This is a genomic window from Bacillus pretiosus, assembly GCF_051294775.1.
GTDB lineage: Bacteria > Bacillota > Bacilli > Bacillales > Bacillaceae_G > Bacillus_A > Bacillus_A wiedmannii.
Genome location: NZ_JBPPHF010000001.1, coordinates 1,020,349 through 1,044,738, shown reverse-complemented (window position 1 = coordinate 1,044,738; position 24,390 = coordinate 1,020,349). Strand labels below are relative to the sequence as shown.

At 31.6% G+C, this 24,390-nt stretch carries 16 protein-coding genes and 2 pseudogenes; 4 read left to right on the top strand and 14 right to left on the bottom strand.

Going from position 1 to position 24,390, the window contains the following annotated elements:
• The first annotated feature begins 63 nt into the window (after positions 1-63).
• A complete protein-coding gene (locus ACSG5Z_RS05120) occupies positions 64-1,755 on the top strand; it encodes a M3 family oligoendopeptidase (RefSeq protein WP_435710866.1) in 1,692 nt (563 codons plus the stop codon).
• 14 nt (positions 1,756-1,769) lie between these two features.
• Here the strand turns inward: ACSG5Z_RS05120 and ACSG5Z_RS05115 are convergent, their stop codons facing one another.
• Positions 1,770-2,864 carry a helix-turn-helix domain-containing protein gene (locus ACSG5Z_RS05115; protein ID WP_435710864.1) on the bottom strand — a complete coding sequence of 365 codons (1,095 nt, stop codon included), beginning with the start codon at positions 2,862-2,864 and terminating at the stop codon, positions 1,770-1,772.
• Between the two features lie 192 nt (positions 2,865-3,056).
• Between ACSG5Z_RS05115 and ACSG5Z_RS05110 the strand changes: the two genes are divergently transcribed.
• Positions 3,057-4,004, top strand: a complete 948-nt coding sequence (locus tag ACSG5Z_RS05110) for a phosphotransferase enzyme family protein (RefSeq protein ID WP_435710862.1) — start codon at positions 3,057-3,059, stop codon at positions 4,002-4,004.
• A 102-nt stretch (positions 4,005-4,106) separates the two neighbouring features.
• Here the strand turns inward: ACSG5Z_RS05110 and ACSG5Z_RS05105 are convergent, their stop codons facing one another.
• From ACSG5Z_RS05105 to ACSG5Z_RS05085, 5 genes and pseudogenes are all read right to left on the bottom strand, one after another.
• A complete protein-coding gene (locus ACSG5Z_RS05105) occupies positions 4,107-4,901 on the bottom strand; it encodes a VOC family protein (protein WP_097857253.1) in 795 nt (264 codons plus the stop codon).
• A gap of 206 nt (positions 4,902-5,107) precedes the next feature.
• Entirely contained in the window at positions 5,108-5,860 is a 753-nt protein-coding gene (locus tag ACSG5Z_RS05100; RefSeq protein WP_097857252.1) for a class I SAM-dependent methyltransferase, read from the bottom strand.
• Positions 5,861-5,976: 116 nt separating this feature from the next.
• Positions 5,977-6,139: pseudogene (locus tag ACSG5Z_RS05095) on the bottom strand (winged helix-turn-helix transcriptional regulator); the annotation flags it as partial.
• Positions 6,140-6,205: 66 nt separating this feature from the next.
• A complete protein-coding gene (locus ACSG5Z_RS05090) occupies positions 6,206-6,781 on the bottom strand; it encodes an NUDIX hydrolase (RefSeq protein ID WP_435710860.1) in 576 nt (191 codons plus the stop codon).
• Positions 6,782-6,830: 49 nt separating this feature from the next.
• Positions 6,831-7,385: a D-glycero-alpha-D-manno-heptose-1,7-bisphosphate 7-phosphatase gene (locus ACSG5Z_RS05085; RefSeq protein ID WP_435710858.1), complete on the bottom strand. Its 555-nt coding sequence runs from the start codon at positions 7,383-7,385 to the stop codon at positions 6,831-6,833.
• A gap of 134 nt (positions 7,386-7,519) precedes the next feature.
• Here ACSG5Z_RS05085 and ACSG5Z_RS05080 point away from each other — a divergent pair, with 134 nt between their 5' ends.
• Positions 7,520-8,746, top strand: coding sequence for an MFS transporter (locus tag ACSG5Z_RS05080; RefSeq protein ID WP_435710857.1), 1,227 nt, complete (start codon positions 7,520-7,522; stop codon positions 8,744-8,746).
• 201 nt (positions 8,747-8,947) lie between these two features.
• On the opposite strand, the pseudogene ACSG5Z_RS05075 reads toward ACSG5Z_RS05080, so the two are convergent.
• The 7 genes and pseudogenes from ACSG5Z_RS05075 to ACSG5Z_RS05045 all read right to left on the bottom strand — a co-directional run bounded on the left by ACSG5Z_RS05075 (position 8,948) and on the right by ACSG5Z_RS05045 (position 19,417).
• Positions 8,948-9,546, bottom strand: a pseudogene (locus ACSG5Z_RS05075) (MerR family transcriptional regulator).
• Between the two features lie 170 nt (positions 9,547-9,716).
• Positions 9,717-12,896 (bottom strand): ATP-binding cassette domain-containing protein, encoded by a 3,180-nt coding sequence (locus ACSG5Z_RS05070; RefSeq protein WP_435710856.1) that lies wholly within the window; start codon positions 12,894-12,896, stop codon positions 9,717-9,719.
• 79 nt (positions 12,897-12,975) lie between these two features.
• A complete protein-coding gene (locus ACSG5Z_RS05065) occupies positions 12,976-13,455 on the bottom strand; it encodes an SRPBCC family protein (protein WP_435710854.1) in 480 nt (159 codons plus the stop codon).
• Between the two features lie 270 nt (positions 13,456-13,725).
• Positions 13,726-14,286 (bottom strand): class I SAM-dependent methyltransferase, encoded by a 561-nt coding sequence (locus ACSG5Z_RS05060; RefSeq protein WP_435710852.1) that lies wholly within the window; start codon positions 14,284-14,286, stop codon positions 13,726-13,728.
• A gap of 185 nt (positions 14,287-14,471) precedes the next feature.
• Complete coding sequence (locus tag ACSG5Z_RS05055; RefSeq protein ID WP_435710850.1) at positions 14,472-16,706, bottom strand: SpaA isopeptide-forming pilin-related protein; 2,235 nt, start codon at positions 16,704-16,706, stop codon at positions 14,472-14,474.
• Between the two features lie 153 nt (positions 16,707-16,859).
• Complete coding sequence (locus tag ACSG5Z_RS05050; RefSeq protein ID WP_435710848.1) at positions 16,860-17,663, bottom strand: class C sortase; 804 nt, start codon at positions 17,661-17,663, stop codon at positions 16,860-16,862.
• A gap of 92 nt (positions 17,664-17,755) precedes the next feature.
• On the bottom strand, positions 17,756-19,417 hold the full coding sequence (locus tag ACSG5Z_RS05045) for a SpaA isopeptide-forming pilin-related protein (RefSeq protein ID WP_435710846.1): 1,662 nt from the start codon (positions 19,415-19,417) through the stop codon (positions 17,756-17,758).
• 574 nt (positions 19,418-19,991) lie between these two features.
• Between ACSG5Z_RS05045 and ACSG5Z_RS05040 the strand changes: the two genes are divergently transcribed.
• Positions 19,992-21,218 carry an AraC family transcriptional regulator gene (locus ACSG5Z_RS05040; RefSeq protein ID WP_435710844.1) on the top strand — a complete coding sequence of 409 codons (1,227 nt, stop codon included), beginning with the start codon at positions 19,992-19,994 and terminating at the stop codon, positions 21,216-21,218.
• A 291-nt stretch (positions 21,219-21,509) separates the two neighbouring features.
• On the opposite strand, the gene ACSG5Z_RS05035 is transcribed toward ACSG5Z_RS05040, so the two are convergent.
• Positions 21,510-24,182, bottom strand: a complete 2,673-nt coding sequence (locus ACSG5Z_RS05035) for a M4 family metallopeptidase (protein ID WP_435710842.1) — start codon at positions 24,180-24,182, stop codon at positions 21,510-21,512.
• Between the last annotated feature and the right edge of the window lie 208 nt (positions 24,183-24,390).

Below are 24,390 nucleotides of genomic sequence, written 5' to 3'. Positions count from 1 at the left end.
CAAGGAAATTACAATTAATAAGTAGAATATCTCCATGAATAAATAAAAAGTGAGGGATATGTTATGCAGCGCTTAAATACGATTGATATTAGTAACGTTCTAGAATTAGAAAAGGCTCTTTCTACTTTAAAAAATGAAGTGATTGCTTCAAAACTAGAGCTTGAAAACTGGTTAATAAAACAATCTACAGTCATTTGGGAAATCGAAGAACAATTAAGATCACACTATATCGCCTTTCAATGTAATACAAATAATAAAAAAATAAAAGATACTTTTGAATATGATCAACAATATGTACGACCTCTTTTGAAACGTTATCAAAATTCATTTGATAATAAATATTTAGAGTCTCCTTTTCGAATGGAACTTGATCCAAAAACGTATAGCTTACTAGATAAAAAAATAATGAATGCGCAGACTTTATTTTGTGAAAAGAACATTGATTTAGAAGTAGACGAAGACAAACTAGTAACCGAGTACTTCGAAATTACAGGTGGTTTAACTGCACTATGGGATGGTGAAGAAAAAACAATTACTGAACTACAGTCTTACTTACAAGATCCGGATCGTCATATTCGAAAAGAAGCAAAAACACTCATTTCTGAAACATTCTTATCTGTTGAAGATAAATTACAAAGTATATTAAATGAATTAATCGTAATCCGTCACCAAAAAGCGAAAAACATTCAATTACATAATTATCGTGATTATATGTTTAAAAAACATGAACGTTTTGATTATACACCTGAAGATTGCTATGAGCTCGCTGAATCTATTCGTGAATACGTAGTACCACTTATCGATAAAATATTTAATGAGAAAAAATCTGAACTTCAAGTAGATAGTCTTCGTCCATGGGATTTAAAAGCAACCGCACCAAATCAAAAAGTATTAAAACCTATCGAAGATGCGAGTGATTTAGTCGAAAAAGGTTCTCGCATTTTACACAAACTAGACCCGGAATTTTCTGCATTATTAAGCCGTATGCATAAAAATAATTGCTTAGATTTAGAAAGTCGTAAAGGAAAAGGACCTGGAGGATTTTGTGAATACTTACCTGCTTCGCAACTATCTTTTATTTTCATGAATCTCAATCATACACATTATGACGTTACTACTTTCCTTCATGAAATGGGTCATAGTATTCATAATGAGTGTATGAATCAGCTAGAGCTACAAAAATATTTAGAAATCCCTTCTGAATCAGCTGAACTCGCTAGCATGACAATGGAATTATTTTCGATGGAGTATTGGGATACATTTTATGAAAATACAGAAGAATTTGTAAAAGCAAAATTAGATTTCTTTAAAGATATTGTTAAGTACTTACCACAAATGCTTATCGTTGATCAATTTCAACATTGGATGTATGAAAATCCTAATCATACTGCTAAAGAAAGAAATGAAAAGTATTTAGAATTACATAAAACATACCAATCGAACGTCGTAAATATTGAAGGGTATGAAAATTGGATTGCAACTAGCTGGTTACCTGTACTACACATATTTGAATTACCATTCTATTACATCGAATACGCTATCGCACAACTTGGTGCACTACAAATGTATAAACAATATAAAGAAAACCCTAAACAAGCAATAGAAAATTATAAAAAAGCTTTATCATTAGGTAGCTCTAAATCTTTACCGGAGATATATGAAGCGGCTGGCATTCGTTTTGATTTTTCTGGCGAAACAATTAAAGAACTAATGTTATTTGTAGAGGGCGAATTAGAGTCACTTAAACAATTATAAGAAGGAAGCTGTTCCTATATTTTAGGTTCAGCTTTCTTCTTTATTTTATTTATTAATTCTATGTACTGAGAATCACCATATCCGATTGTTGGAAAAATTTGAAACAACTTTATTAATAATTCATGATTTGATAAACCTTGATTTTTAGAGATGAATTTCATTACGATATTATCTTCTTTTAGCATTTCTAAATATAAGTCTATAGCCTGATACATTACAGGTGGTACTTTATAGGATGTTTTTTTATGGTTTACTAATACTTCATTGTATATAGAAGAATAATTCCCCAATTCAAGTTCAATTTGATTTACTTTAAATTCATCTTCTCTGAAGTTATTTAAGTATACTTTCCCTTCATAGCAAGACTGTTCAAGGTATGAAAGTAAAGTAAGTAGATTCATTTGGCAAAACATATCTTCACCGAACCATAAAACAATACATTTATACTTTTTCGTAAAAAGATTTTCTAACGGATCTATAACCTTTTTTGTATAACTTTCTACTGAACTGTTGTGTCCTTCTGCTCTTATATTAATAAACTCTTCATTAAAAACTCGTGTAGTAGCCGTGTTTACACACATTGCTTCGTTAAACGGAGCGTAATCAGACTCACCCATTAGCTTTTCAGCTTTAAATTCTTCATACATCATTTGACCATTCAATATGTTTAATACATCTTTATCAAACAACTCATTATTATTGCTACGTAACTGCTCAACCTCAAATTTTCTAGAAATATTCATTTTAAACTCCCCTTCTTTATTTATATTGAGTTTAACAAATGATTGAATAGGCATGTTGTTAAGCTTAAATTCTCTTGGATTTATTCCAAAAACATTTTTGAAAGCTCTACTGTAAGCCTCTTGCGAAGAATAATCATAATCTAATGCAATATCTATTATCTTTCTATCATTCTTCAGATCCTCCGCAGATAAATACAGTCTCCTTAAAAGAATATAGCGCCTAATACTAATGCCTGTTACTTGGTGAAATCTAAAAGAACAGTAATACGGAGAATAACCCATATAACGCGATAATTCATTTAATGAAATTTCTTCTTTTAAATTGCTCTCAATCCAATCAATCATCTTCTGTATATGTTCATTCATTTACTTCCCCCCTTATTAAGCATTATAAAAGATGTTCATTACTTTCTTTTGATATTTTTTGTGTTTTATAACATGATCCATTCATTACTTCATGCTTCGTTTTAAAGGAAATCAAAAATAAAACACGAATATTGTAAATTAAGAATCTTTTCGTTCTCTAGTAAAAAATTAAAGTTTGGAAAGGACGTTACAATGAACGAGCTAGAAAAAGAAATACTTCAATTCATAAATGAACGATATCCATTAAATTTTATTAACATTAAACCTATAACGAATGAAATGTATCAATGTCTTACTGAACAAGGTACATACTACATTAGAATTACAAACTATAAAACATATGAAGAACAGTTAGAAGAAGTTACATATACGAACTTTTTATATAAAAATGGTTTAGCAGTTCCTTCAATCATACATTCTCTTAATGGAAATTTAGTAGAAAAATTAACATTAGACAAAGAGATTTTTGCCGTATTATATAAAGCTGCGCCTGGTATACATTTACCAAGGTACGAATGGAATTCTAAAATATTTAAAAGGCTTGGTAAACAAATTGGAAAATTACATCGTATTTCTAAAAGCTTTGAACAGATTAAGCCGGTTAAACATATAAACGATTGGTATGAAAATGAAGAATATAATTTTCTTAAGTATATCCCTAAAGAAGAAACTACTATAAGAAAAATTGCATCTGACGTTTTAATTTCTATAAAAGAGCTACAAAAATCCACTTCCAATTACGGCTTAATTCACGGTGATTTATGGTTAGAAAACATTTTAGTTGAAAACAATTCAAACTTAACAATGATTGATTTTCAAGACTGTGAAAAACATTTTTACATATTTGATTTAGCCGTTCCTATTTATAGTGCGATAGAATATTCATTTGCTGGAAATGGGAATATAGCAGACTATGAACATTCTATTACAAAAGCACTATTTGCCGGGTATCAAGAGGAAAATGAACTACCAAAAGAGATGATAGACAGGTTTCCATTGTTTATAAAATTAAAGGAGCTTTTTGAATATAGCTTAATGCATATGTATTGGGATAAAGAAGAATTAACTGAGGACCAAGTACGAATAATGAACCTTTATAGGATGAAGATCGAAAATAAATATACCTATATCAATGTTTAAAAATGCTGTTGTTTAACTACAAGTATACTCCTCTATAAACTCAGTGTAATTATACTAAAACCTTTCTCCACGAAAAGATAAAAAACTTACCACTTTCTATCCTTAAATAGAAAGTGGTAAGTTTAATTTACTAGGAATATCGGAAGGAAAATGTGGTGTATGCACAATTGAAAATGCATATCCTTGCTCAATAAATGATACTTCATTATGTTTACATTGAAATGGTACACTATTTCTCTTAAAATTAATTTGAATTTGCTGTAAAAATGCAGGATTCGGTGTTCCGAAAGATACGTGTACTTCCGGTGGTAAAGCTTTCATCGCAATTGGGATCCAAGGTCGTTGCCACCATGTTGCAACAATATATGCTGTGCCCCCTATAACAAAGTTGAAAATATCCCCATCTTCCATCGTTTTCATATTTAGATTTGATTTCAACCATTCTGTAAATACAGGTACACTTTTAACGGGAAGTCCGATTTCTCTTACATATAAAATGTTTAAAGGCGAATGCGGTACTAATACACCTTCTTTAACATAACTATGTGCGATAATTTCGAGAAGGTTTCCATCTCCATCTCTGAAATATAAGTTGAATCGACCGCTCTCTTCATCAATTGTATGACCATCTTTCCATTTCGCAATAAGTAATCCAGACTGTTTTAGCCATTTTGCTGTTTCATGGAATTTTGAATATGGAATCTCAAAAGCGAAATGTGCAGGTGCGATTAGTTCGTATACTTCTTGAAAACTAATTGTAGTGTATGGTGTTACTTCAAATTGAATAAAAGATGCCGTTTCTTTTTTTATTGGAAAAGATAATATGTCCTTATATACTTGTTTTACCCCTTTTATGGAAACCGTTTGTAGTTTAATATCTGATATATGTGTAATCACGTTGCATACCCCCTTGTTTCTTATTATCTATTCGTATTGTATTACATTTATAAATAGATAGAATCAAACGGAAGGATGGATTTTTCAAATAAAAACTACAACTTTAGTATGAATATGTTAACTTCTTTCATTGTTGATATAGTATTGTTTCCATACAAAAAAGCTGCCTTTCCTTAAACGAAAAGCAGCTTTTACAATACAACACATCATGATTTTACAGCAATAATCATAAACCTTTTTGAATTCGTACCGATCCCTTTTTCAGAACTATTTGCATCAATGAATTTTTGTAAAATAGTAAAATCCTCTTCTTCTTCTCCAAATCTAGGAATAATAGGTGTATGTTTTAACAAAAAAATAAGATCTTCAGGCGAACTGTAATAATCAGTAATATTATATTCACGTACTTGCACGAGTTCAAATCCTGCACTACTAAGTTCACCCATATACTTTTCTTTTAAAGTTCCATCTCCTTCACCAAAGCATTGTCCTCTTCCAAATGCCTCTTTCAAGTTCAATTTATCATGTTCACTAACTTGTTGTGTTAAAAACAAAGCACCTTTTTTCATTACTTTTGCTAATTCGGATGCTATAAACGGTGCGTGACAACTAGAAGCAATATCAAAATGCGCATGCGGAAACGTTAAAGCTGCAGAATCCATTTGAAGAAACTCAACATTTTGTACATCCGATTTTCTCAAATTGGAATGTGCTTTTTCAATCATTCCGTTAGAATTATCTATTCCAACTAACAATTTAGCCGAAGATGCTATATGAAGTACATTTTCTCCTCCGCCTGTACCAACATCTAGTAAAATATGTGATGGCTTGCATCTTTCTTTTACCTCTCTATAAAAGTCCCATGAATCTCCTACAGTTTCACATTTTATTTTACTAAAATCCCATCCATTTAATCTTCCTACTTTATCATAAAAGTTTTTGTACTCTAATTCGTTCATTTTTTGTTTTCCCCTTTAGTGATATGTAATCACAAACTTATTAGTTAATTATATATTACAAAATATAAAATTCCAGAAAAACATTCCAAACACCACATTTAGTTTACATAACGTTTTTATAATCTATTACTATTTGTACATTCTAAATGCCTCCTTTCCCACTACCACACAAACTACCCAAAACAGCGCTTACTGATTTTCCATGTTTAGATAAGCTATATTCCACTTTAGGTGCTATTTCTTGAGGAATTTCCCGGTTATTAATTGATCTCGTTCCAATCCCACTTAAGTTCCTTGAGATATATCTAGGATTAAAAAGCCCCTTATAAATGTGGATTTATAATCCTAATTTAGAAACTGCTGAAGTAATACAGGGTCCTCTTTTAAAAGTTCTGCTAAAAACAAAAGTTGCGGAAAAGGTTGTAAGATTAATTCTTTATCCATTTTTTCTTTCAATATGGCTATTCCACCTTGCTTAATATAATCGTTTAGTGTGATTGCCTTACTACAAATAAGTCTAATATTACTTACTGAAAGTAATAAGAGCCCGTTCGTTTCAGAAGATGGAGTTGGTTCATTTTCTGAATATGCCATATACATAATAGATAAAGTTTCATCTGGACTATCAATAATTAATATTGGATCGATTTCATTTTCTACTTTTATTTTCTTTGATTGTGCATTCCAATTCTGTTTGTAGTATGTACTTGGTGAACTCAAAATAGTAATATCAATAGTAGCTTCTTCTCTCACTTCTCTTTTAGCGGTTTCTACTGCTGTTTCTTCATCTTCTTTATGTCCTCCAAGCCTTACTACACCTAATGTATCTCCTTTACTCGTTGGTCCAACCTGAAAAACAAATAAATTTTTATACATTACATACGCACCAGATGTTCTTACATTCTTATTTATATGTATCAATATTCTACCTCCTAAGAATCTTTGAATAAGATAGTTTACTATAATTTTATTATGTATTTAAATGATCTTCAATCCAATTCACAGCATCAACTAGATTTTGCGCTATATAATCATATACCACTTCTTCCCACAAATTTCTATACTTTGTTAATGAACTTTCTCCCCATCCTGTTCTCACTAAAATCTTTTTCATATTAGCACTTTCAGCTGCAAACATATCTGTACTCCCTGTATCTCCAATAAGAAAACATTCTTTTAAGCATAAATCATGTTTTTCTGCTGCTTTTAAAAGTAAACCTATATTCGGTTTTTGGCAGTCGCAACTACTATTCATTTTATGTGGACAATAGTACATTCCATCTATATATACACCTTCATCTTTTAAAATTTGTTGCATCTTTTGAAATCCTTTAAACAGTTCTTTTTCGGTAAAATATCCCCTTCCAATTCTAGTTTGATTTGTATATAAAAACACTTTTAATCCTAAGTTATTTAACCTTTGAATTGCTTTAGGTGCAAAATCAAATAATGTAAATTCATTCGGGTGAACTCCTCCACCTGTCCCTCCAATTGTTCCATCTCTATCTAAAAATACTGCCTTCATTTTTATTTCCTCCTTAAAGTTTAAAAATACCTCTAAAAAGTAGGATTCATCTAAAAATTACAGAATTCTATATATAACAAGTATTGGACGGATGATTTTCAAATTCCTCTATAATAAAGGTGGTTCAAACAGTTGTGAAATTTATACTAGAACACAGGCTTACCATTAAGACAACTTTCTCTAAAGAATACAAGATTTTCATTTTTGGTTTACTCATTTCACGAATTGGGGATTCACTATATACTTTTGCATTGCCTTGGATTGCCTATCAATTAACCGGTTCAGCTGTAATTATGAGTTCTTTATTTGCTATTAATGTATTGCCAATTGTTTTATTCGGCCCTTTAGTTGGTGTAATAATTGATCGATACGATCGAAAAAAGTTACTTTGGATAGCGGATATTACAAATATTATTTTAGTAAGTCTTGTACCAATTCTACACGCATTACATCTATTAGAAATCTGGCATTTATACGTAATTACTTTTATCTTAGCAGTTATGTCCATGCTTTTTGATGTAACAACTGTTACAGTCATTCCACATATTGCAGGTGCATCATTAACAAAGGCTAATTCTTTCTATCAAATGGTCAATCAATTGGCTAGTTTATTTGGTCCAATGATAGCTGGGATTTTCATTTCTTTTATTGGCGGCTTTCAAGTGCTTTGGATTAATGTTCTTTCATTTATTGCAACATTAGTTGCTGTGATATTATTACCGTCTATGAAAACCGTAAACAAGAAATGCGAAGATAAAAATGCACTTCAAAATGTACTAGCTGATTTAGTTAATGGATTTAAATGGCTCAAAAATGATCGCTTAAATTTAGCTTTATCTTTTCAAGCTATGATAGGAAACTTTGGAGCAAGTGCGGTTTTAGGTGTGTTCATGTATTATTTACTATCCACATTGCAACTTACGCCAGAACAAAGCGGCTTTAATTATTCATTAATTGGCATAGGTGGTCTTTTAGGCAGCTTGATTGTAGTTCCTTTAGAAAAAAGAATGCAACGTGGCATTCTAATTCCTTTACTATTATTTGTTGGAGTAATTGGCTTAACTTTCGCGCTTTGGAGTACATATTGGCTTGCTCCCGGTATTGCTTTCGGTATTGCAATGATTTGCAATATTGCATGGAATACAATTGTAGCTACAGTTCGCCAGGAAACCATTCCATCAAATATGCAAGGAAGGGTTTTAGGATTTTCGCGCGTACTTACACGATTAGCTATGCCACTCGGGGCATTAGTAGGAGGTATTATTTCAGCCTATAATCCAGTACTTGTATTTGCTTTAGCTGCTTTCACGAAGTTACTTGAAGTTTTTATTGCACTTTATAGTCCAATACGCAAACTATGATGGAAGGAAAAATAATTATGTTTGATTGGTTAATTGAATTCGAGGAACTAAAAGATGCATTACAATCCGCTAATTTTTTAGATTTGTAAATCAAATTGTGCTAGTAGTTGAAAAATCGAATTAACAAGTAATTTGTCTAGATATTTACAGATCAATAGATAAAGAAAAAAGGCATATACATAATGCCTTTTTTCTTTATCATCATCTAACTGGATAACAAACTTCTGTAACCCACTTATTAGGATCCGATTCCATCGCTGGGGTCACATGATAAATATTAAACATCGGGCCAGCTAATTCGTAACCTTCGGATGGGCAATACTAATATCTTTCATTTGTATTTCTTGCATTAATATACCCCATAAATCCCCTTCGCGATTATAAGATGGAATAATCTTTCTAACACTAGCTACATTTCTTTCTGGAATTTCTTTTATTGAAACATGATAGTTCATCTCAACTACATCCTCTCTCATCGATTTCATTGAGGCTTCAAGAAGACGTAATTGTTTTTGGAGGCCATCCATTTCATCCTTTATTTGAGCACTACGATTTTCAAATTGTGATTTTATTACTTCCATGTTATCACTCTCTACAATTTCTTTAATAATAGTAATATTAAACCCCATATCTTTTAACATTTGAATTTGATTTACTTTCTTTAATTGGGCCGCTGAATAGTATCGATATCCACTTTGCACATCGACTTTTACTGGTTGTAATAATTCCACTTTATCGTAGTGCCTCAACATACGAATGCTAATGGAAGATAACTTTGAAAAATCTCCTATTTTAAACATGATTTCCTCCTAAAATTCACATCTACTTCGAAGCTCAAATTTATCTTAAACAATGACATTATGTAAGAGTCAACTATTTTTAATGATTTAAATAACAATTTAATATATTATATTTATATAATTAAAACTGTATATTTTCGCTTTTATAATCAATCATTCAACCACTATAACTAATTTATTTGATTATTTATCTCCAAACATTCATAAACCGCCATCATATCTCGTTTATCCAATTCGCGAATACGATTAAAAATTGGTATTTGCGCAACTGCTTCTGTTAATAAGCTTTCATCCACAACATCACTAACTTTTCCAGTTAACCATGTTTGTACATCCACGCCTTCAACAACTTCTTTTAACCCTTCGTCATTAATACCAGTTGCATTACAAGTTACACATGGGATTGTTAATTTAAAGACACCATCATGTAAATTATCTTCATTTATAACTTTCTTTCCTTTACAAAATGGACATGGATTACTTTTTCTAATTTTATTGATTTGGGTAACTAACTTTTTGTATCCAAACGCTTCGTATACATACGTAAGTTTTTTATATTTACCATTTGTGAAATACTTATCTATAATGTTTTCTCTTGTTTCATAAACATTAGGGAAATCACATACAGTTACTTGATTATTAACACGAATGGATTCAATATTTCCTTTTATTTCGTCCCAGAATGGTAAAACATTTTGTAACACCATTTCATAGTTTGAAAAGCTTGCCTGTTCTAATTCAAACATTTTCAGTGCAACTTGTGTTTTTCTTGGCAATAAAGAAACATCTTCTGTCAATCTCATATCGCCACCAACTATAGACTTTAATTTATGAAGTACAGGTAAATCACCGAATACTTTCAACACTTCATCAACTTGTTGATTGATAATTTCACGAATATCAAAGTTACCAAATTTAAGCGGTTTATGATGCTTTAAAACCGTCCCCTCACAAATTGGACATGTCATCATTTCTTTAGAAGACTTAATTTCTTCTTTAATAGCTGCTTTTGAAATAACAATATATCCACCAATAATTGTATTAAATCCTACCCATGTTCTGCGTGTCTTTCCTTTTTTATCATAAAATGATTTTTCAAAATATCCGTACCAAAACGTATGCTTTTCTTCTTCTGACATATCGTTATAGCTCTTTGATAAATCGTGACCAAGCTCATTTTTAATTTCTTCAAATAAAAATTCTATTTTTTCATATTGATAAAATTTTAATACTTTCATGATTTCCGGATCGAATAAGCCATCCCAAAATGGAACGTTTTTATCTTGAATTGTAATATCTTTATCGAAAACTTCAATTTGAAGACGTCCAGCACAAGATGGACAGTGATTGTCCTGGGAATAGAAATCAAAACTTCTCGTATCTTTATTAGTTGGATGAGCGGCTACAATATGATTAATTAGTCCACCAATCTCATATAAGAAACTATATTGACTATATAAATGTCTTTCAAGATCAATAGCAATAACAGGTGCAATTGTATCAGATTGAAATTCACCATAAATTAAACGAGCCATTGATGATAAACTTTTTAAAATACCACCCTTATAAATGTTTTCGGCATTTTTAAAATAGTTAATATGATTTTCTTCTAAATAGTGAACGCCTTCTTTATGCTTAAGTGCTGAAGAAATATGTATTTGCTCAGCATTATTCACACTGCTTTTTTGACGATAATAATCTTCATGACTTACTACATCAAGATGTTTTATAGATTCAAGCTGTCTTTTTCCGAAATCTACAATATAATCAGAGCTTTCTAACATATAACTATTATGTTCAATCATGATGATAGAGACTGATTCATCTTGTAATATCCCTCTAACACTATCTATAAATTGGTTTAAAATATTTTGTGATAAACCTTTTGAAGGCTCATCAAAAATAAATAATGTATGTGGATTTCTTGTGTTTGCAAATAACTCCGAAACTAAATGAACACATTGAAACTCACCTGTTGATAATGTTTGTGTTTTTCGTTCTAACGTTAAATAACCAAGTCCTAGTTTAATTAGTAGACTCAAGCGTTTATACGCAATATCTTCATTTGGAAGTTCATCTATAATATCCTCAATCGAACGCTCAAAAATATCATCAATTTCTTCGCTATACTTTGTGAGTTTCTTTTTAATATCTAGGAAAGTGGCTACAGTTGATCGACTTGTAATGGATTGATTTCGATCTTGTCCTACCATAACTAATTTATCTTTTGGATATCGTTTCAAGAAATCTGTAGCTAAACATTCATTGACAAGTGTAGATTTCCCGCATCCAGATTCTCCAGTAACCGTTACAAGCCTATTTTTAGGGATTTGAAACTCCGCCATTTGGATATTACGGCAATATAATTCATGGAATGTATAGTATTCTGTTGGTACTTCTTTATTTAGATCCGACAGTATTGGTTTTGGTCTTGGCGATTCTTTCACAATTTGTCCACCATATTTTCCGCTACCAGGTCCAAAGAACAATTGCTCATCTGTTGTATCCAGTACAGTATCTGAATGATCAATGAGCCAAATTTGATTTTTACACCCTAACTGCTTAATCTCTTCTAATATTTGTAATAATGTTTCATGATCAAGTCCAACTGAAATCTCATCAATAATAATTACAGCATTTTCGCTTACTGCCATAAATTCAGCCAAATATAGTCTTGTTAACTCTCCACCTGACAACGTACCCATAATTCGATTTAATGTTAAATAACCAATGTTCATATTAATTATATTTTGCAGTATATGTTGCTTTGCTTCACTAATTTTTAACTCTTCCGCTAACGAAAGAATAGACTCAACACTTAAATCATTAATATTTGAAATTGTATGTGGTTTAGCAAATAAATCTATCTTATGTTGTTCGATTTCTTCGCTATAACGTTTTCCCTTACATTTTTTACACTCAATATTTTTAGTAGTACCTCGGCCTTTACAGCCAGTACACCAGCCTAACTGGTTATTGAATGAAAAAACCTCAGGTGAAAGATGAAATACATCAGCAAGTTTTTCACGTACCTCTGTGAAAACACCAGTATGTGTACCGATTGTTGAACGTGGATTGGAAGAAATCGATGATTTTCCTAGAAAAAGAACTAAAGGCATATCTTCTATCTTAATAGCACTAAAATTCGTTTGCATAATGTTAGGAAATAAATATTGATATTCAGCCTTTGGCAATAAAGAAACTAATCGTTTTTTTGATTCTTCACCAATCGTTTGACAAAAGGTTGTTTTACCTGAGCCTGATAACCCAGCGATTCCAAACGACTTATTAAATGGAATCACTGTATCTAATTTATTTATGTTATTAGCAATTAATTGATTTACTTTCATATTAACCTCTATTCTTATTTTTCTTTAAAATCATTTTTACAGTGTAATAATTACATAATGAATATAACTTTTTATACAATTACCCTCTCACTTCAAGGATCTTATCCTTATATGTTTCAAACCATTGTTGCCATTCATCTTTAGAAAATTCTTTTTCTTTTCCTTCTAGTACGGAAGAAAAAAGATATAAGCAAATATGCCAACCAGCTATATCTTTCGGTGTATGATCAGTTAATACATGAATGTACTCTTTAAGAAGTAAAAGAGTCCCACTTTCTTCTTTATGTATTTCAAATCGGACACGATCTTTATCCCAAGTAAATTCAAGTACTGAATTTACTTGACACTCTAAAATATCAATATTTATAAATGAACCGTCCATCATGTCGAACTTTATTATTCCACCCGTTTTAAGACTTTCAATTTGTAAATTAGACATCCATTTTTTAAGCTTACTGTTTTCTGTTAAAACAGACCAAACTTCCTCTATTGTATTTGGAAATCGGCGTTCAAATTTTACAATATACCCATTAGTTAGTTTCCCAATTTCAGCTATCATATTGATTGCCCCTTTATACAGAATGTATGTTCTCACTCTATTTTACACGAATATAAATATAAAATAAATCTTTATGTCAACGAAGTATTAATTTAAAGTTAATGGTAATGAGAAAAACTTAAATATTTTCCAAGTCGAGTTATATAATGTTGAAAAATAATTATCATGTATATCCGTTTCCTTATTAAATATAGACTTACGCACCAATAAAAAAAGCCGCATTTGCGACTCATGAAATTATAGTATTAACCCTTGCTTTTATTGAATGACTTACCGCTTAATCGCATCAACAATTAAAGATGGAAAACCAAGCTTCTCACCTTTATTTCTAGAATCATACCTTTTCGAACGGAAAATAACACCGTCGTTTGCATCCCATTCGTTGTAATAAAACTGACCATTTTCATCACAATATTCAAGTAAAACTACCTCAAATCCAGCAAATTTAAACATTTCCGTTAATGTTTTATAATTATGAACAATTTTATGACTTGCTGTTGGATGATCTTTCGGGCCAGGTCCGCCTATTTGAACTATGTTTTGGTATGCTTCATCTCGGAAAAATGCATCAGGAACACCACAACGAATATGCCCTCCTGGCTTTAAAAATTCATAACAAATTTCAGCTGCTCTTATACCTTCTTCAAAAGTAAGGTGTTCCCATACATGCTCAGCTAAAATAGCTGAAATAGAGTTGTATTCAAATCTTTCTTCCCACGTAGCTTTGTCTAATAAGTTAAGTTCATCTTCTTGTGTTTGAATCCAACCTGGATTATTATTAAACACGCCAGCGCCGACTACTACTTTAATTTCATCTTGTTTTGTTGCCATCACTTTCACCTCATAAACATTTTGATTTATTAATATATTCTATGTTTACTATTATCCTTCCTTCTTCAACAAATTTAATAGCATGAATCCAGTACAATACCGAACTCATGCTGGAAATTTTTCTAACCAAACGATTTTCTAACTTTATGGAATCAGTTCATAATACACAACTGTTTTTATACTATTTATATACGATTTTTCTTATATAAGCATAACACACCAAACATTAGCACAAAACCAATCACGTAAAAACTTGTTGTTCCGCTGCCACCAGTATTAGGAATTACCCAATTATTTTTCACATTTTTCACTGTTAGTTTTTGTGTCCTTACCGCTTCTGTAATTTCTATTTCTATTGGATCTCTAAGTAACATATAACCGTTTGGCGCTTTTATTTCTTTAATCATATACTTTCCAAGTACTAACTGGTTGGAAATCACCTTTCCTTTTTCATCCGTTGTTAATCTAGTAACTTCTTTACCTTCTTTATCTAATACTTGAAATACAGCACCTTTTAGTTTTAAATTAATATCCTTATCATCAACTTTCTCAATTTCAAATTGCCCAGTCGGATCTGGTAATTTCTTATTCCCTATTTTAATTTCTACTACTGTATCTTTTTCTATTTTTACAGCTATTTTATCTTTTAATAAGTCATAACCTTTAGGTGCTTCTACTTCCACTAGGGTATAGTTACCTATTGGCAATTCTTTTGATATCGCTTCTCCTTTTTCATCTGTTACTAACTCACCAACTACTTTTTTATTTGAATCTTCAATATGAAACTTTGCCCCTGCTAGCTTTTTATTTTTATCGCTCGTATCTACTTTTACTAACTTCATTTTCCCCATTGGATCTGGTAATTTCTTATTCCCTATTTTACTTTCTACTACTACATCTTTTTCTACTTTTACAGCTATTTTATCTTTTAATAAGTCATAACCTTTAGGTGCTTCTACTTCCACTAGGGTATAGTTACCTATTGGTAATTCCTTTGATATCGCTTCTCCTTGTCCATCTGTTACTAACTCACCAACTACTTTTTTATTTGAATCTTCAATATGAAACTTTGCTCCTGCTAGCTTTTTATTTTTATCTCCCGTATCTACTTTCACTAGCTTCATTTTCCCCATCGGATCTGGTAATTTCTTATTTCCTATTTTAATTTCTACTACTGCATCTTTTTCTATTTTTACAGCTATTTTATCTTTTAATAATTCGTAACCTTTAGGCGCTTCTGTTTCCACAAGAGTATAGTTACCTATTGGTAATTCTTTTGATATCGCTTCCCCTTTTTCATCTGTTACTAACTCACCAACTACTTTTTTATTTGAATCTTCAATATGAAACTTTGCCCCCATCAATTCTTTATTATCATTATTACTATCTACTTTTTTTATCTTTACTTTTCCTGTACTAGGCTTGTTCCAATGTTGCCAATTAAATTTGAAATTGTGAAATTCAAATCCACCAGTTTGTTGTACTGCACCGACAAATGCTTGTCCATTAATTGAACCGCCTTTTGTTTCTAATACAGCATTTGGAGCAAACACACTCCCAACGACACCATATCCCTCTGTTGTGATCTTTTTTGCATTAGGAAAAACCCAAATCACCTTCCCGTATAACTCAGTGAACGGTGAATTAAGAGAATAGGGTTGTGATGTAGGAATTATATCTGTAGCCCTACCAATATTGTTCGTGTCATATAAGATAGCACCATTTTTAAATGTAACCTCTATTGCATCCGAATACATAACGATAAAATCTTTTCCTTTAGCATTAGGTAAAAAGACATCTCTTATATCTAAATTGATTTTCCCTACCAGTTCTGATGAAACATAAATATTAGGATTGTTTATATCTTTTCCGATTCCATAACTCATATTTGGAATTGGGGTATTCGTTTTATATTGACCTGCATTTTTACTGACTTGGTTCACTATGTTGTGAAATTCATTAAATTTCGCGTCAATTTCTAGTTTTTCTTTATAAACGATACGATCATAAGAAGATTGTATGATACGATCTGGATCACTCTCTTTTGTCATTACGACTATTCCGTTTTGAATGATAAAAGATTCCTCTCTTGATTTTTTAAATTTTCCAGACAATAACAAGGATGGATATCCCTCATCATCCCATTTTTCCCCAACTATATTAGATGTTCCCGCTGCTGCACCTACAATTGTATAACCAGATGCATCCATATCACCTTGAACTGCAATTGCTCCTTCAATGTCTCCACCTACTGCTATATGGTTACCAAAGACAACAGCATTATAACGCGATATATCCCCTAGACCTTCTAAGTTAGTCGTGGATCCATATGCTTCTTTTGGTGCATATACGCCAAAACTTACACATAACATTAACAAAACCATAAAATGAATACTTACCAACTTTAATTGTAACCTCAATTCCTTTGTTCCCACCTTTACCGTATTTTTTCTACAGTCGAATAAAGTGAAACTTTTTTCAGTGAGGATTTACTTCATCCCCTATATACCTTCTTTACTTATCTCTGGATTTTCGGTCCCACTGCCCATTAATACAGGATAAATAAATTCATTCTATCGAGTTAATTTTTTCTTATAAATTGCGACTAGTAACACACATAATAATAGGATTAAGATTACTACGGTCCACTTATTAAACATAAATATCTCTTTACCCATTTTTTGTTTTTCTTTCTCGTTAAACTCCACACGCTCACCTCGAACCAGTAATCTATTTGTGTTTACTCCATAAGGCGTACATGTAATTAATGTTATATAATCTTTATTTTCCACAATTTTTAAATCGTCCGTTTCGTGTGGTAACACTACTTTAATTTGATTTACTTTATAAGCAAGAATTTTGTCTAAAGAATGAATATAAAAAAGATCTCCTTCACTCAACTTATCTAAATCTGTAAATAATTTTGATGATGGTAAACCACGATGCCCTGTTAAAATAGTGTGCGTATTTTCTCCACCTACTGGAAGTGAAGAATAATCTAAATGACCTACCCCGCGACTCAATACTTCCTCAGAGGTCCCTTGATAGATTGGCAGTTTTATATTAATTTTCGATATTTCAATATACCCCATTACATCACCTAAATTTAACGCATCGGCATACGCTTGATGATTATTTTTTTCTTCAGAAAATGGATCTGCAAATGTTTTCATGGAAGTTTGAACTTGTTTATTATATTCGGTTGCTTCTTTTTCCCTACGTTCAACTTCTTTCTTTTGTAGTACTTTGATCTTCTTATCGTAGGAGCTAATCTCAGAATAATGTGCACGAGTCGCCAACCAATTACTAATAGTAGGATATAAAAAAATAGCTAATCCAAATAAAAAAATACCTCCTAAAACAAGATTTCGTTTCATATTTCCACCTCTGTATATACTAAAATATTGAAAAGAGGGAAGCATTTTGCTTCTCCCCTTTTCACATCACTTGGTTACATGTTCCTAAAACCTTAATTATTAGCAAACTTTTTTCTAAAGAAAACAAATGCCGCTGTAGCCATTAACGTAAGACCTAGTACAGTAAATAGAGTCGTTCCGATACCACCCGTTACAGGAAGAATCCATCCACTTTTATTATTTTCAATCGATAATTTAACCGTTTGATTATTTTCGCTAATCTTTACATCAATAGGGTCCTTTAATAATTGATATGAAGCTGTTATACCATCTTCTTTTGTATAAATTGGTGCTTTCGTTTCAAAAATTTGATAGTCTCCATACGGAATGTTAGTCCATTTAATAACACCATTTTCATCTGATACACCTGTGACTTCTTTACCTGCCACAACAACTATTTTTCCATTTTTATCTTTAAGTACAAACTCCGCACCTTTTAATTTCTTCTTATCAGCACCATCAACTTTTGTTAACTCGATAATTCCAGTTGTCGGAACAACAACTACAGGTTTAGATTCCTTTTCTCCAATTACATCATTTTTATTTATAAAATCAATTTTTGCTGTGTTTAAAATTTCCGAACCAGATAGTACTCCTTCTTTTACTTGTGATTTAATTTGTAAATGAAATTCTTTTTTACCATCTAACTTTGTGAAATCTTTTACTGTGGCTGTTACTTTTTGGCCTTCTACAGCTACCTTTACAATGCTTGCATTTACTTCCGCTCCATCAATTTTTACGACTGGTTTTCCTTGAATCATTAAACGATCGTCTAAAGTATCTGTTACTACATATTTTTTGTATTCTTTAATGTCTTCTGGAATTAATGTTTTGATATCATAATTGTAATTAGTTAACGGATTGATTGGTAACGCTTCCAAATTCCCGTTAATCTTTTTATCAATATTTGGTTCTTCATAGTTTTGCACTTCTACTTTAACTACTGTACCAGAAGTAATTGTTCCATCTTCGTTAATAGTTCCGGAGGTCTTTATAAAAAACTCGTGTTTAGTCGGATCTAGTACATACCCTTTCGGCGCTTTTGTCTCTTGGAAATAGTATTCCCCATACTCTAATCCTTGCACACGAATATGCCCATTACCATCTGTTGCTAATTCTTTTTTCACTTCTGTACCATCTTTTTTTAATAAAGAGAATACTGCACCTGCTAATGCTTTTTCATTTGCACCAGTTTTTACCAAATCAACTACACCACGTTTAATCTCATTTTTCGGATACATATGAACATCATAGTTTAGTACCTTACCCTCTTTATTCGTTAATGGAATATCCACTGTATACGTATTTGGATTTAGGTTAACATGCGGAGGTCCTGCCACTTCTTTCACTTCATAACGTCCTAGCGGAAGATCTTTTAATACAGCTTGTCCGTTATCATCTGTTACTACTTGAGTTGGAGTTGCTCCCATTACAGGCTTCACATCTTCTTTCACGATTTTCCCATCGTTTGAAATTTTTTCAAACGACGCAACCCTTTTCACTTCAAACGTTACACCTTTTAACGGTTTCGCATTTGTTGGTACCTCTTGATTTGCAGAGCCATCACCTTCTAGCCCCGGTGCGCCATCTTTTTCTTGTTCATATTTATGAATCGTTAAAGTACCTTTGGATGGTGAAGCTGCCTTTACTAATACACTAGACCATGTAGAAAATGTTAAGAAAAATACTAAAAGCACACTAAATATTTTTTTCATTTCTCTTATCCCCTTTACTACTTCTATCATTTTAAAAATCTCTTTATTACTATTACCCTCTTAAAAGTAATAGTGTGCCAAGTACCAGATTTAAACGAGTAACCTAAAACATAGTCGTCCAACAATCCATTGTTTACAATCACTTATTCACTCTTCTTATTTTCTATTATTACGTTGTCTCTCCGTATGATATATGTAGTTTTTCCCCTGAATTGCACTTATATCTCTACTTCAAAAATCGTTACATATTAACTTCTATCGCAAATTTTCATTAATTACTTAACTTAACTTCAATTCATTAATCTCTCCCTTCCTATCCCTATTTAAAATCCAATCTTAATCATTTTTGATACATATAAACAATGAACAACGAATAAGTATGACAATTCATATTTTACGTTACTCCCTAAAACTATTACCTGTATATTCAAATAATATATGCTAATCATGTTAAATTATGGTATTATTCTTAGAAGTTTATAATTTTTATAGATAAAGTTTTTCCGTTTCTACTTATGAAAAAAAGGAATATATAAACATTCAACTATTACACACAACTGTAAGGAGGAATAATATGAATAAAAAGCTCAGTCTAGTTGAGATAGAGTACATTTGTAATCTGTTTTTCCAATCTTTTGAAATTCCAGTTTGTTTTTTAGATTGTAACAAAAATATTCTTTTAGAATTTACATTAAAAGATGAATCACATTCGTTCTATAAATCAAAAATAGAACAGTTACATGTGCTTTTTCAAAAAAATGATTCAAATAATTCGCCCATCTTCAGATCTCACCAATATTTAGGGCACTTCATTTTAATTCACATAAAGAGTCATTATATGGTGAACGGTACTGTTATTATTGGGCCCTTGACACATGTAAATTTTTCTACAAGTAAAACGGATAGTAACCTTAATTTTATTTCGAATTATAAACGAACAAGAGATTATTATTTTTCATTGTCAGTCAAAGATCAAAATTTCTTTGTAAATATAGCAATATTGTTCTATAATATTCTCTACAAAAAAAAATCAGATGTACGTACCTCTTCAAATAACAGTGACTCATTTCATGTAAATCATAGCAATATCTTAAACGAGGACGTATATATTTCAATGCAAAAAAACGAATCTATCTGTCATAATTTGTATATAGAGAACCAACTACTTGGAGCTATAGAAAACGGGGATAAAGAAAGCGTACTCAAATATTATTACGAATTCCAACAAGAGACTCTTTCATCCTTATCTTCATTCCATCAATTAAGACGTCATAAAAACATTTGTATTTCATCCATCACACTTGCTACTAGATATGCTATAAAAGGAGGACTTCCTTCCGGGATTGCTTACAAGATTTACGATCTACACATCCAAAAGACAGAGGATTTAAAAGACACAGAATCTGTTTGGGATTTATTAAGAAATGTTTTCTGTACTTTTGCAGACCGTGTAAAAGCACAAAAAGCAAAGAAATACTCAAAGACTATCGCTATTTGCAAAAACTATATTTTTGAAAATATTTACAATCAAATATCAGTTAAACAACTTGCTAAATTTGCAAACGTAAATTCAGATTATTTATCTATATTATTCAAAAAAGAAGTCGGTATTTCATTAATTGAGTACATTCAACGTGAACGAATCGAAGAAGCAAAAAAATTATTAACTTTCACAACCTATCCCTTATCAGACATATGTGCTTCGCTCAACTTTAGTGATCAAAGCTATTTTACTAAAATTTTCAAAAAATTCACTAACGAAACACCTGGTAAATACCGAAAATCTCATGTTGTCATATAGAGTTAAACTTTCATTAAAACAAAGTGTTTTTAGTAACTTATCAATGGCAGATTAGAATTACTTCCACACTCATGACCTTTTGAATCTAGGCTATTTTTAAATCAAAAAACACGTTACTATTCTTTTATTTGAATGAGAATAGTAACGTGCTTTATATGTAATGTAGGCCTGTAGGCAAAATAGCGTCCAAGCAAAAAGTTTTATAGAAGCCAAATACACTACTTAAATACTAAAATCTTATTAAGTAAAAAATTCATCTAATAATTATTGTGTGAGAAATAATCCCTACTATTATTTTTGTATCTTTCTAAATTTGCGAACCAATGCGAGTACTGTACCTGCAATAACCATCCATATGCCCATTGTTGCACTGTTAGTTGTACTGGCACCTGTGTTGGGAAGCTCTTTATATGTAGATTCTTTTTTATCGGTATTACTGTTGTTCGGGATATTACTGTTATTAGCAACGCCTTTAGCTTTTCTAGTATCTTTATCCGTCACCAATACTTTTTGTATTGTATGTACCTCATTACCTACAGAATCTGTGACACTATATATTATTTCAAAAGTACCAGCTTTAGTGGTATCTCCAATACCTTCATATGCTACTTTAGAAGTAAGATCACCGTCTTCTTTATCAGTAGCTAATACTTTTGCCATTGGATTGAATTGGTCTCCTTCAGTAATTGTAGTTGTAGTAGGTACTTTTAGTATTGGTATTTCATTTTTAACTTCATCTCTAACTTTGACCGTTACAGTTTGTTCCGCAGTTACTTTATGACCTTTAGAATCTGTAACTGTGTACGTTAATACGTAAGTACCGGCTTTAGAGGTATCTACTTCACCATTAAGTTTTACTTTAGAAGTAAGATCACCGTCTTCTTTATCAATAGCTAATACTTTTGCCATTGGATCGAATGAATCTCCTACATGAATTGTCGCTGCAGTAGGCACTGTTAATGTAGGGTTTAAATCTAATGCTTCTCCATTTCCCTTTACAATTACAGTCTGTGTAGCCGTTGCATTCCCCCCTTGAGAGTCAACGACCGAGTAGTTCACAATGTATGTACCTAGTTTAGAAGTATCTACATCGCCTTTATGTTTTACTTTATTTGTTAAATCACCCTCTTCTTTATCAACAGCTTTTACATTACTCATCGGGTCAAACGTATCACCAACACGCAGTGTAATTGTAAGCGGTACAGTTAATTCAGGGACTTGGTTTTCTGCAGTTTTTTCGTTTTCTTTCACTGTCCCTTTAATTTTTGCTGCATCAAAAGCGTTTTGGACCGCTTCAACCTCAATTGAGTTCGCTCCATATTTATTTGTTGCAACTTTAAGACACGCTAATCTTAATTCAGAGAAATTAGAAGTCATGTTCAATTCATCAGTATTTGCATAATAGAAAATATCAAACATTTTATCTTCACCAATACCATTTACAGTTACACCGTTATGAGTGCCACCTTGTGCAATTAAATACGCGACTTTATTAATAATACTTGAGTTGAAATGAACGCCCTCATTATCTTCTCCGTTTAAATTACTGTATTTGCTATAATCATCTGGATACGGTACTCCATCAAAAAAATTGATTGAAGATGGATTTTTCATATTACGTAGAACTGAGCCGCTTTGTTCTCCTATTGTCCAATTAAATTCTCCATTATTTATATATTTCTCAATAGCCGTTCCCATAATATCAGATAACGCCTCGTTAATTGCTCCAGATTCTCCGGAAAATTCAAGATTAGATTCGCTAGATGTAACCGCATGCGTAAATTCATGGCCCGCTATGTCAAACGCTCTAACCATTGAATCACCATATATAAGCATACTATCATTGTTAACATTAGCACTAAATGCATTACTCCAATTTTTAGGATCATCTGTTTCTCCAGAATCCCATGCATGTACAACTGATACTACTTTGTTCCCCTTATTATCAAAACTATTACGCTTATATTTATCTTTATAAAAATCATATACCTTTGTTGCTAAGAAATGGGCACTTACCGCCTTTGGATCATTAAATGTTGTTGATGTGCTAGTTGCTAATATACCAGGATAATATTTTTCTTCAAAACTAATATCTCTATAATTCACATCATATGTCTCAATTCCTTGCCCTCTTGTGTAATCTGCAAGCGCATATTTCCCATTACTTTGTTCAGAAATACCGAATGTACGAGTTATTCCTAAATCATCTTTTCCAGTTCCGGTTAATGATTTAAAATTGCTTTTTTTACTCTCCTTAATAGCTTCAACATGCTCTTCACTTACTTTTAAATCTGACTCTTGCACCATATTTTTCAACATATCACCATTATGAGCATTCACTAAATAAGTTCCAGATACATAGTTTGGTGTTGCAGCGGCAAATGTAACTTGATATGCATTGGTAGCCTGTCCATGATTTTCATTAACAAAAATAACTTCCTTAACTTCTGGCTCAGAAATAAATTTAATATCGTTCCCGTACTTCGTATAAATATATTGTTTTGCTTCTTCTTTTGATAAATTACTAGCATTCTTTAAATCTTCTTGTGTTAAATTTTGTGCACTTTCTCCTGAAATACTTTTAATAATACCTTTTTTATCTACATGAGCAGTCAATTGGTGTCCATATACTTCTTTACCTTCATATATTTGTTGCATACGTACAAGTGTAGTCCCATCATAAGAAGCACGTTTTTGAACAACGTTGTAATCTACCCCTTTGTCCCCACTAACTTGTTTTGGAGACAAAGCATGCTCGGTTTTTTCCTTAAGTGCATCTTTCACTACATTCTCTGGCGTCTTTTGTGATGGTTGTGTAAGTTCACCTGTACGGAACGAACCCTCTTGAATATCAACTTGCATTTGACCCGTTTCTTCTGCATAAACTACTCCGTATGGTGCTACACTTGTTAAAACTAATCCTGTTGTTAATACAACTATAGCTATTTCTTTTTTATTCTTCATTTTATTTTCCTCGTATAATTTCCTAAAATATGAAACTGCTTAAATGTATTCCTATCAAAAATAGAAAAAATAAAAAGTACATCACATTACGCAAAACCGTATTATAAAAAGATGACTTCTGTCATCAACAAAAGTCACCTCTTCAATATGTCATATCCCTAATATGTTTTTAATGCATACTTTCTATATGAAAAAGAAAAAGTATTCT

What these genes read in the sequence shown, in the direction of transcription:
- ACSG5Z_RS05120 (WP_435710866.1), top strand. Translation starts at nt 64, where the DNA reads ATGCAGCGCTTAAATACGATTGATATTAGTAACGTTCTAGAATTAGAA.
- ACSG5Z_RS05115 (WP_435710864.1), bottom strand. Translation starts at nt 2,864, where the DNA reads ATGAATGAACATATACAGAAGATGATTGATTGGATTGAGAGCAATTTA.
- ACSG5Z_RS05110 (WP_435710862.1), top strand. Translation starts at nt 3,057, where the DNA reads ATGAACGAGCTAGAAAAAGAAATACTTCAATTCATAAATGAACGATAT.
- ACSG5Z_RS05100 (WP_097857252.1), bottom strand. Translation starts at nt 5,860, where the DNA reads ATGAACGAATTAGAGTACAAAAACTTTTATGATAAAGTAGGAAGATTA.
- ACSG5Z_RS05085 (WP_435710858.1), bottom strand. Translation starts at nt 7,385, where the DNA reads ATGAAGGCAGTATTTTTAGATAGAGATGGAACAATTGGAGGGACAGGT.
- ACSG5Z_RS05070 (WP_435710856.1), bottom strand. Translation starts at nt 12,896, where the DNA reads ATGAAAGTAAATCAATTAATTGCTAATAACATAAATAAATTAGATACA.
- ACSG5Z_RS05065 (WP_435710854.1), bottom strand. Translation starts at nt 13,455, where the DNA reads ATGATAGCTGAAATTGGGAAACTAACTAATGGGTATATTGTAAAATTT.
- ACSG5Z_RS05060 (WP_435710852.1), bottom strand. Translation starts at nt 14,286, where the DNA reads ATGGCAACAAAACAAGATGAAATTAAAGTAGTAGTCGGCGCTGGCGTG.
- ACSG5Z_RS05050 (WP_435710848.1), bottom strand. Translation starts at nt 17,663, where the DNA reads ATGAAACGAAATCTTGTTTTAGGAGGTATTTTTTTATTTGGATTAGCT.
- ACSG5Z_RS05045 (WP_435710846.1), bottom strand. Translation starts at nt 19,417, where the DNA reads ATGAAAAAAATATTTAGTGTGCTTTTAGTATTTTTCTTAACATTTTCT.
- ACSG5Z_RS05040 (WP_435710844.1), top strand. Translation starts at nt 19,992, where the DNA reads ATGAATAAAAAGCTCAGTCTAGTTGAGATAGAGTACATTTGTAATCTG.
- ACSG5Z_RS05035 (WP_435710842.1), bottom strand. Translation starts at nt 24,182, where the DNA reads ATGAAGAATAAAAAAGAAATAGCTATAGTTGTATTAACAACAGGATTA.